This window comes from Bacteroides sp. An279, from assembly GCF_002159615.1.
Classification (GTDB): Bacteria; Bacteroidota; Bacteroidia; order Bacteroidales; family Bacteroidaceae; genus Phocaeicola; species Phocaeicola intestinalis.
Genome location: NZ_NFJA01000119.1, coordinates 1 through 9765, shown reverse-complemented (window position 1 = coordinate 9765; position 9765 = coordinate 1). Strand labels below are relative to the sequence as shown.

At 37.5% G+C, this 9765-nt stretch carries 12 protein-coding genes and 1 riboswitch; of the genes, 1 reads left to right on the top strand and 11 read right to left on the bottom strand.

Annotated features, from left to right (window positions below; genetic code table 11):
- Positions 1–278 precede the first annotated feature (278 nt).
- From B5F78_RS15080 to B5F78_RS15050, 7 genes are all read right to left on the bottom strand, one after another.
- Positions 279–497: a hypothetical protein gene (locus tag B5F78_RS15080; protein WP_087407114.1), complete on the bottom strand. Its 219-nt coding sequence runs from the start codon at positions 495–497 to the stop codon at positions 279–281.
- A gap of 71 nt (positions 498–568) precedes the next feature.
- Positions 569–1669 (bottom strand): hypothetical protein, encoded by a 1101-nt coding sequence (locus B5F78_RS15075; protein WP_087407113.1) that lies wholly within the window; start codon positions 1667–1669, stop codon positions 569–571.
- Positions 1670–1681: 12 nt separating this feature from the next.
- A complete protein-coding gene (locus tag B5F78_RS15070; RefSeq protein ID WP_087407112.1) occupies positions 1682–2515 on the bottom strand; it encodes a hypothetical protein in 834 nt (277 codons plus the stop codon).
- A complete protein-coding gene (locus tag B5F78_RS15065; RefSeq protein WP_140400188.1) occupies positions 2512–3012 on the bottom strand; it encodes a hypothetical protein in 501 nt (166 codons plus the stop codon). Before B5F78_RS15065 ends, B5F78_RS15070 begins: the two co-directional genes overlap by 4 nt.
- A complete protein-coding gene (locus B5F78_RS15060; protein ID WP_087407110.1) occupies positions 3003–3815 on the bottom strand; it encodes an NADAR family protein in 813 nt (270 codons plus the stop codon). The genes B5F78_RS15065 and B5F78_RS15060 overlap by 10 nt, the downstream gene beginning before the upstream one ends.
- Positions 3813–3917: riboswitch (SAM-I-IV-variant riboswitch) on the bottom strand. Its footprint overlaps the gene before it by 3 nt.
- Positions 3918–4002: 85 nt before the next feature.
- Positions 4003–5319 (bottom strand): zinc ribbon domain-containing protein, encoded by a 1317-nt coding sequence (locus B5F78_RS15055; RefSeq protein ID WP_087407109.1) that lies wholly within the window; start codon positions 5317–5319, stop codon positions 4003–4005.
- Positions 5320–5355: 36 nt separating this feature from the next.
- Positions 5356–6477, bottom strand: a complete 1122-nt coding sequence (locus tag B5F78_RS15050; protein ID WP_087407108.1) for a hypothetical protein — start codon at positions 6475–6477, stop codon at positions 5356–5358.
- A gap of 70 nt (positions 6478–6547) precedes the next feature.
- Between B5F78_RS15050 and B5F78_RS16920 the strand changes: the two genes are divergently transcribed.
- Positions 6548–6751, top strand: a complete 204-nt coding sequence (locus B5F78_RS16920; protein ID WP_140400186.1) for a hypothetical protein — start codon at positions 6548–6550, stop codon at positions 6749–6751.
- 86 nt (positions 6752–6837) lie between these two features.
- Here B5F78_RS16920 and B5F78_RS15040 read toward each other — a convergent pair whose 3' ends face one another.
- From B5F78_RS15040 to B5F78_RS17370, 4 genes are read right to left on the bottom strand one after another with little or no spacing between them, the layout of a single operon-like run.
- The gene (locus B5F78_RS15040; RefSeq protein WP_087407106.1) at positions 6838–7950 is read right to left on the bottom strand and encodes an SPFH domain-containing protein; all 1113 of its coding nucleotides are present in this window, start codon (positions 7948–7950) and stop codon (positions 6838–6840) included.
- Positions 7951–7961: 11 nt separating this feature from the next.
- Positions 7962–8684 (bottom strand): zinc-ribbon domain-containing protein, encoded by a 723-nt coding sequence (locus tag B5F78_RS15035; protein ID WP_087407105.1) that lies wholly within the window; start codon positions 8682–8684, stop codon positions 7962–7964.
- 5 nt (positions 8685–8689) lie between these two features.
- Positions 8690–9157: a WG repeat-containing protein gene (locus B5F78_RS15030; RefSeq protein WP_087407104.1), complete on the bottom strand. Its 468-nt coding sequence runs from the start codon at positions 9155–9157 to the stop codon at positions 8690–8692.
- Positions 9154–9327: a hypothetical protein gene (locus B5F78_RS17370; protein WP_162608567.1), complete on the bottom strand. Its 174-nt coding sequence runs from the start codon at positions 9325–9327 to the stop codon at positions 9154–9156. Before B5F78_RS17370 ends, B5F78_RS15030 begins: the two co-directional genes overlap by 4 nt.
- Positions 9328–9765: the final 438 nt, after the last annotated feature.

Here is a 9765-nt window from a genome sequence, read left to right as displayed (position 1 = left end):
GGCAAACAACTTTGTAGAAAACATCTTTTCCACATGTATGGCACTGCATAATCTCAGAATTAAAATCAACCCTTGGAACTATCATAACTAATTTACATAAACTCTATTGATTTCTCAAACTAAATATCTGTATACAAGTGGATTAAAGCAAAGGCACGCCCGCAAGTATCACTCATACTTCTTTGTATTCCGTAAGGCGAAAAAGCATAAATAGTGAGCCACTTCCATACCAAAGTTGGAAGTGGCAGAAAAATACGATATACTCAGGTCTCTCTTTTCTAACTATTCTTCGGCTTGCCACCATTAAATCGCCAAATGGTAACAATGATGGCCAAGACAAAAGCTACCCACGAGAATAAAGAGATAGCAGCATCTTGAAGCCACTCTTTCTTTGTAACGTTTGATAGCTGTTTGTTGTGGTCGAACTGATACTCAAACCAAATAATATGCACAGCTGCTGCAACTACACCAAGTAAATAAATTTCTAATATGCTCATCTGATTTTGAATTATATGTTATACAAAAAGTTGAATATATATCATTCGTATATAAGCATTCTATTTCGTTTTTATAAGGATGAGGATTTTACAAACTCAGCTATTTCAGATAAGATTTTATCCAAATCTCCAAAAGACAATCCTATCGACCCTTTTGCCAACTTTGGAATCAGCGTAGAGATAGATTCGTTAGCATACTCATCCAATTCCCATTTCAACTGTTCTATTTCTTTCTTATTTGCGCTTAACAAGGGTTGATACTCCTTGTTTGTCAACTCTTTCTGGTGTAATTTTCTTTTTAGTTCCTGATTCTCTTTGGCAAGTTCTTCTTTCCTGTTTTGAAAATTTTCTTTTCTAATGCTGTACTCTTTATGGAAAGCTACTATTTCATCCTTTTTCAGTTGAAAAAGGGCGAAATGCCATTCTTTTTCATACTTGTCACATTTTTCCTTTAGACTTTCATAGTTTTCCTCCCAATCTCTTAGTTGTGCATTAAGTAAATTGACTTTGGCTTGATAACGAAACTCCTTTATGCTTTCCGTATAGAATTCCTTTGTCGTTTCACGCTTCAATATATCTATGACTTCAGGCAGTGTATAGGCTTGATAGAGTTCCTTCGCATCGTGGTAGTCAGCCAATATATCAGTAAATTTTGGCCATAACTTTCTGAAGAAATGAACTCTCACTGTTTCTGCCTTACCATCTTCAGTAACCATTGAGCAAAGGTTTCCACCACTTAACGGCGAACCTGACAAATACCATATCAAAGACATTGTATCATCTTTTTCACCAAATAGGACTGAATAAGGGCAATTATGCCACCATTCAATATATACGCCTAATGTGGCTGTTGAGAATGCTCCTGTATAGGCTAAACCGTTCCTGACTGTAACAGGCGTAAGCAACATCCTACTGTCATTGAGAATCCGTTTCCGATTGGCCAAGATGAGGAAAGAATTGTCTGTAAATAGTTTCTGCAAGTTACTCTCTTTCTCATCCGTCGGCTTGGGCTTTGCAGGTTTTTTCCCAATGCTTAAATACTCTTCTGTAGTGTCAAGCATAGGTGTTTTCTTACATAGTTCCACGATGGCATCCTGCTTAGGATAGCCTCGAATCACATTGCCGTCCTGCAACCGTATACCGTTCTCTATGATGATGTTATTCTCTTCCATATCCGTAATATTTTAAAGGGTCATCTTGCCGTAATCGGGTATAATCACCTTATTTTTGCTACCATATCTCAAAGTCACTTGTGTTGCCTCATTATTGAGATTCCACATATCTACTGCCCATTCATAATTGCACACCAACGACAAGGTGTGTTGTTTATGTCGTGACAAACCTTCCATAAAGTCCATCAGCATAGCTTGATGCTCAGGCGTAAGCACGTCCTTGTACGTCCCGTGCAAACAATAACAGTTCGTTTCCAAACAGACACACGTTTCAAACTTTCCGCCTTTCGTTTCTGTGTCCCGAATATGGAAATGAGGCGTAGTTTCTTCATCGTCTGTCTTTACATACATCTCGTATTTGTCATTATCACCGAAATATCCGATACGGGCGATATTCTCATCGCATTTGTACAACACTTTGAAATATTCTTTTGCTAACGGAACATCCTTTTCGAGCCTCTGAATGAAGTTCACTATATCCTCATCATCCGTACATTGGAGGCTCTTATATCCTATGCTCAGGAAATACTCAGTCAAACATCCCTTAATCTTGCCCCAATCGACCTTGTTGTCATCATACATCCGCTCCACATCGTCCAACATACCACATTTTAAGGAGATGGACTTCACAACGGAACTATCTTTCTCACAATCCACTCTTAGATGAAGATACATTCGTTTTAGTGTCCCCAATCGTTTCAATAGTAGGGCTTTCAATGATGAAGGCGACCACAGAGGCAGATAGCAATCAGTCAAAGCCTTGCTTATGGGGTTAAGTGAAATTATATCATAATCATCACCACCCCAATTCATATCTTCCGTACTTTTCTTCAATAATACTTTCATAGCATTCGGTTACAAAATTCTTTTTCAATAAGTCCGATTGATGTTTCCAAAACGGATGGAGAAAGTGATAATGGCTTAATTCCGTATTTTTCCATTAACTCATAGAAGCGTTCTATGCCATCCCTTTTCAGCATTCTGATATGGAAGTCAAGGAAAGCTAAAGTTTCAGCGTCAGCCTCTTCTTTCAATGCAATGGACTCTTCTATAGACGCTTGCAACTGCGAATCATACTGTTTCCATTCAGTCCATAACTTCTTATACTTGTCGTAACCATATAGTATGTTCTGATGTTGTTCATAGAGTTGCCCAAGTTCCCACTTAATCCTACCCATAATGTTTTCCATTGTAAAGCCATTACGGAAATAAGCAGATTTGGATAACCCTTTGCATGGCTTTTCCATTGTGATAGAGTAAGTGGAATAAGGGATAATCCTGCAATTTCCCTCCAATGCAATTCCTCTGTACAGCGTATTGATTTTGAAAGTTTCTATTCCCATAACCTGTCCTCCCCGTTAAAAGTCAACAACTCTCCGAAGAGATAGATTTTCTTTTTTCTCAGTAAGTCATAGTCAATGGGTGGGATAACATTGTTTCTTAGTGCGATTTGGCACATTTTCAAAATCTTGCCCATATTGTTTTCTCCGACAAAGTTACCGACATCCGTTATTTTTCCACATTGTTCTGATATTAGCTTATTCAAATCTTTCTTCTTCATTGTAGGATTGTGAGCAATCAACTCTTTCTTCAATGCTCTGCGTACATTCCTTAACTCTTTATTTTTTGCGCCCCATACAGATGACGTAGCTCCGTGATTGGCTGTGCTGTCTTCTATAATAACAACATCGTTAGGAATGGAAAGGAGCAAATTCCGAAAGTTTGAATTTCCTATGCACTTCTGCCACACCACATAAAGCATCCATTGCAGACGGATTTCCTCCCAGTCTTGCCGTACATATTTAAGATTTTTGCGCTTGATTACTTTCTTAGCCAAGAAAGCATTCGGCTCTTCCATGAGGCTGTACTGTATAGACTGTTTTGATGAAGAATCGGAAAACTCTCCACAAAGATAAGCTGCTTCACTGGTAAGAAAAATATGCCCATTCAAGGCAAATGGATAGCCTTTGCACAAATTACCAAGGCTCAGAGGTATTCCATCTCGCACATCAGTTGCCCTGCAAAAAGGCCAACAGCTCAATTTGCTTGCATCGTACATTTCAGTACGGCCAAGCATTATATCATTAAAAAGTGATTGATTGCAAGAGTTGTGGCGATTGCCACCAGTAATGTTACGGTCATCCATATTGTTTGTTTTTAATTGTTAAACAATCCGCATCATTTTACCACCGTGGCCACAATATATAAGGCTCGGTTGGTGTACATTCAAGTACTCTTGATGCTTTACGATTGCAAATATACTATTTTTAATGCGAATTATTCTCTATTTGATAAAATATTTGCCAAGCGTTGTACCTTTTTTAATATTCATATTATCCTAATATGCTATAAACTAAAAGACTAATCCAACCTAAAATTTCTATTACTATCGTAGGAACTTTGGATAATTTCTCTTTATCTTCTTGCTTTATATTAGGATTCTTTTCTTTAATTCTTTTTTTTGTTTCATCAATTAACTGCTTCGTAGTTTCAGCAGATAACTTAAGGTCTTTACTATTTAATGCATCAAGCAATGACTCTTTTCTCTGAAGCCAAGCTGAATACAAATTTGATTGTACCACGTTTTTGGCATCAAGTTCCTTTTTACTTGCCTTATGCATCCAAACGTAAAAAATAATCATACCAACAAGGGCAAAACAATGAAATGCTGTTACAGTACCTATATTATCTGAGTTTTTAACCCAATGAATAAAGAAAGATAATGTTGTAAGCACAGACCCCAAAAAGAATATAAGCCATAAAAGGGATGCAAAACAACTTATATATCCTTTATTCTCTTCTCGCTTTTTTAATGCGCTGATTTCAGCTTTCTTTATAGAATCCTCAGGTCTTTTAATCCTATCATTTTTATTTATCCCATCAATAATAAAATAAAATTTTTCATCTTTGCAGGTATATCTGATTAACCAGAAAGGTAAAATTAGTTCTTTACCAATACTATTATTGTAACTATATGAATAGCTTAAATCTTCATAATCGTTTGGAATTTGACTTTTTACGGCAGAAGATACTCTACGATCCAATATTGAATTGAAATCACTTTTCCGTAATACCATACTTTCGTCATCATCGGACGATTCCACCAATATTGACTTATCTTTTTCATCTAATTCATAATTGTCAGACAAATCATAGTATGCTAAATTAGACCTCTCATCTTTTATGAATGTATATAGTTCAGTTGGTATGTCTTCTATTTTACAAGATGGAAGTACATAATCAAAACCTCTTTGTGCTATTCCATTCATAAGATATCTCTTTGTCCTTGTTTTTGTTTCATTGCCAACTTTGTATTTCTCATACACAAGTTTTATACAAGACCAAGGAGCATCAAAGTTACAATGATAAAAATATGTAGGAACAAGATATGGCGTAATTTCATCTATAGTTAATCTGTCAAATGTGTCTTTGGGCAAATTATCTACATCAGATAAATGACACAAAAATGCTTTTATAGCATCATCTTGGTTGATGGTGAAGTTGACCATTCTTACCGTTGACAACTCTGTTTTGTGGGATTTCTTTTTACGCTTAGGTTTAGGCATAGGAATCTTAGTTCCGCAATACTCACAGAATCTACCTGCTGTGCCTTCTGCACCACAATTCGGACAAATCGCTTTGGTATTCATAAATATATCCTTGTTTATTATATCCGACTTCAAATTTTATTTGCCTGTAATCTTATCCTTTAATAATACTATCGTTCCCTTTGCAAAGTCCTTAGCACCAAAAGTATTGTTCTTCTTATATTCCTTTTGCGCCTTGGCCTTGCTTTGATAGGAATTTATATCTATTGTAACAGGCACATCTTTAGGGACTGATAGAATGTCTGTAGCCACATTACACAAGAAATTTGTTGCTGCTCTCGTATCGTCATCAAACGAAAGGACTATCCTTGCATATTCTTTGTCGTATCTATCCAATCCCTTTTCTAAGGCGTATGAAACACTCTTTTCCGTAGCAAATTTTGCGACCTTATTCAAATCTGCTTGCCAATCCTTAATAATTATGAAAATTTGAGGTTTACCACTGTTCACCTTCTCTTCAAACAATGGCATCCATTTGTTATATTTGCTGAATACTACATTACATATACCAAATGAATTTATCCCCAATCGCGGGTCATCGTCAGTCATTTTCTCTTCATCAGCAGGGTCTATCTTATCCAAATCCAATGCCATAAGGAATGTTACCTCATTCTTAGGCTCTGTATTCTGCATAGTGATAAACTCTTTAAAGTGTGATAATATAGTATCGTAATATGATACTCCGTCAGGTGATTCTATTGTTGTACGGGCATCAAACAATTCATATCTTACGCCCATCTCATTCGCTGTTTCCGTTGGTTGGATAGGATTCTGTGCTTTTTCTTCAGTTGCTGCAACAATATCATCCTTGCTCTTATCTTGGAGAAACTGTTTGCCACATACCTCACATTCTTTGGCAAGTGCAGGCATTTGACTGTGGCAATAAGGGCAGAGTTTGGTGCATAAGCGTAGTATGCTCTGAATGTCCTCACTTAAATCTCCATTATTCGCATTGTCCCTTAATTGGCCGAAAAAAGATTTGCTTTCACCTTTGGGTATAAATTTCCCCCTAAGTTTTAGAGAGTTTTCATCAAATTTGAAAACAGAACTTTCATAACCTTTCTTTATGGCTCGCTCATTATACTTTTGCACCATCTTTTCAATTTTGTCTTTTGCGTCTAATGGTACGTCCCATTCATGACTTTCGCTTGAAATATATTCCTGCGTTTCAAGCACTCCCATTAAGTTATCTTTGCCCATAGCTCACTTAATTTTGTTGGATATTATATTGGTTATGAATAAGAATATTATTTGAAAAGCTACAAGAAGTATGAGTGCTATCATTGCCCAATTATCCTTTATTCTGTCAGGGGAAAAGGCGGATAGCATAAATTCTATGAATCCCAATGCAGGGTATATCACATACAAAGATGATTTGAAGCCGTCTTTTAATGGCAATATCCCAATCAGCAACATAAAAGTGCTTGACAATATGATGATTCCACTGCTGAGAAGCACATTAAGCCACTCATAACTACTGAGTAACAGGCCAAACAAGAAGTTGGCGACAAGTAGTGTTGCACAAGTAAATAGGACTATTCTCTTCATTGTCGTATGCTTTTATATTGTAGGTAACGGTGGAGGACATTCTTCGCTAAGCAAAGATTGAAAGTCTTCCACATTGCAGATTTTATCCCACGCTTTCATGCCTTTTCTCCAAACCAATGTATCTGCATTGATTTCATTGGCAGAATACTTTTGGCATATAGCATCAAAATCCATTGGCCCAACAGATTTACCGTTAATGCCTAAGTAATAGACAATCGCTTTCGGCAATGACGGAGGAACATCATCAGGGGATAAGCCGTTGGAGAATGTCTTTGCAGCCATAGTTCCGACTGCGCCTCCTATTCCGACACCTGCGCCAAGTCCAAGTGCCGCATTCATTGCGCCTCCGCTCTCGTTTTCTGCTGCTGCATCCAAAACATCAAAGGAGCGTGAAAGTCTATAATTCTTCTCACCCATAATCTTGATTTCTGCTGCTGCATCCTTGGCATCTTTCAAGTTCAAGAAACTTGGGTCATCCTCTTTTACAGTAATGGATATGATATTGAACATTTCTATGCCTATGCCATATCTCAGAAAGACCTCTTTCAGACATTCCTTTGCGTACTCTGACAGAACTTCTACCTGAGAATTGATATTCAGCACAGATAAACCTTCTTCTTTCAGCTTGTCATATATGATAACGGTCAACTTAGATAGAATAACACCCCTGAAATATGAAACGACTTTATCCACAGAGAAAGAAGACATGTTACCGACCAACTTTTCAAGGAATGTCCTTGGATTTTCTATTCTGAATCCATATTGTCCGTAAGCTCTGATTGGAACAATAACATCATATTTGGGGTCTTCTATCTGCAATGGCGTTTGCGTACCCCATTTGCAATCAAGCAATGAAATTTGATTCACAAACCATACTTCCGCTTGGAAAGGAGAGTCGCCTCCGAAAGGCAGGTTTACAACCTTGTCTAATAGGGGGATATTTTCTGTCTTTATGGTGTAAGTGCCACTGCTAAACTCATCATATAGTTTGCCCCCCTTCACAAAAATAGCCGTCTGTTCAGGATAGACCACTAACTGAGAGCCTAAGCGGATTTGCTCCGAAGGGAACTTATAAACAAGCTCCTTGTCGTTTACTTCCCATTTTACTACATCTACTATTGCCATACTCTTATGAATTAATCAAATAGTGATGATAAAAACAGAGGCAACCCTACAAACAGTAAAAAAAGAAAGATTACAATTGCAAAACTTATGAGAAATTTTAGACATTCTTTTTTACGTTCCTCTCTGAACTTTTCTTCCTTTTCTTTATTTTCCTGTTCGATACATTGAAGGTAATATTCATATAGTTTATCCGTTGCATTCGTATATTTTGAATGGTCGAAAATCGTATTATAGAATGCTTGACAAATGAGGACAAATAGTATTTCCTTTCCTTCCTTAACCTCATCTATTTTACAGTTCTTCCAATCTAAATTGCAAAATGTCTCTAAAATATCAAGGTTATCCGTTCCTATATACATATCATCAGAGTAATCATATTTTTTTCCATCCGAAATAATGGTTTTTATACCTCTTATCCGTAATTGGTTAAGAGTGAAAGAGTAGCTAATTCTATACTGACTAATCCTATCACAATGACCTATTTGATAAGATATTTCAAGGTCGGCTATGTCATTGAACTCGTCATATTCTAAACTAAAAATCCGTTCATCAAATTTGATTTGAGGCTTTCCCTTTATTTCACTGACAGAAACTTCAGGAGAAGGTTCGCTTTTTTTCGTTTTCTTCTTCTTTGTTTTTTTCGTTGCAACCAAAGATGCACCGCAAAATTGGCACGAAGTAGACGTGCTTTCATTGGGCGCACCGCAATTAGGGCAAATAATCTGATTATCCATAACTACTATTTTTTCAGTTTGGTGGAATCATACTTTGGAAACCAAGGAATAAACCCAAAAATCTTTCGGGAAATGGTAGAAATGGCTTCATATCTGCCACTATGCTTAAATTCTCTGATAAATATTCGTTTCGCACTAATGCACTCTACACAGATTTCCACATCTACAACATCAAACAATCCATATTTACCATTCTCCTTTATGGAGAAATAGCGTTGATGATTATTTATTAAAGTAGCGACATCTTCATATACACAGGGACACAACTCTTTCCCATTGATGTTACATATTCCCTTCAAGCAATTCTTGGAAACAATCAGAATCCCTTCCAAATACTCTATTCCTGAATACTGGTGTCTTGGGATAATAGTATTCTGATTCCCATCAATAACCTCAACACTGCCATCTGCAAACTTCCTCTTATAAAGACCTTTGCAGATAAAGTCTGAACTAAGAATTTGGTCTGCATTCATAGTTTCTCTATTGACAGTATAATGACATCGGCATCTTTTCTTACTGTCCCTCTTTGCTTCAAGGCGGTTATGGCTTCAGACTCACTGCCTGAATGAAGCATAATGGTAGTTGTGGCATTGGTTGCGCTACCTGCACTTTGAATGCGATACTTTATTCTGTAGCTGTTCATAATGATAACTTTATGCACCTACTGGCTCGCTTGGTGGGGTTCTTTATTTTGTTTTTGTAGGCACATAAAAAAGGTGAGCCACTTCAACGATTTTCTCTCGTAGACAGGTTCACCACAAACCTTGGAAGTAGAGATGCACGTTTCCGCAACTCACCCAAGGCGTATATCTGATTAACGGATATGCGACCAAGGGGAGAGCGTTTTCGGTGCTTTCTAACTTCCGTTGACTGTTGTGGTGATTAGTCTACGTCAGAAACGCCAAAACACTTTCCTATATGTCTGCCAACAGCCCACATTGAGCCATTGACGCACCAAAGATACAAAAAAATCCCACCGTCAAGTTAGAAGTGCAACTCCGCCACCGCCTTCCTCCGTCCTTGGAGCGTAGCGGAAAGGGCGGAGGAAGGCGGTGGAAGCCCGGAATCAGGGTCATCCGGC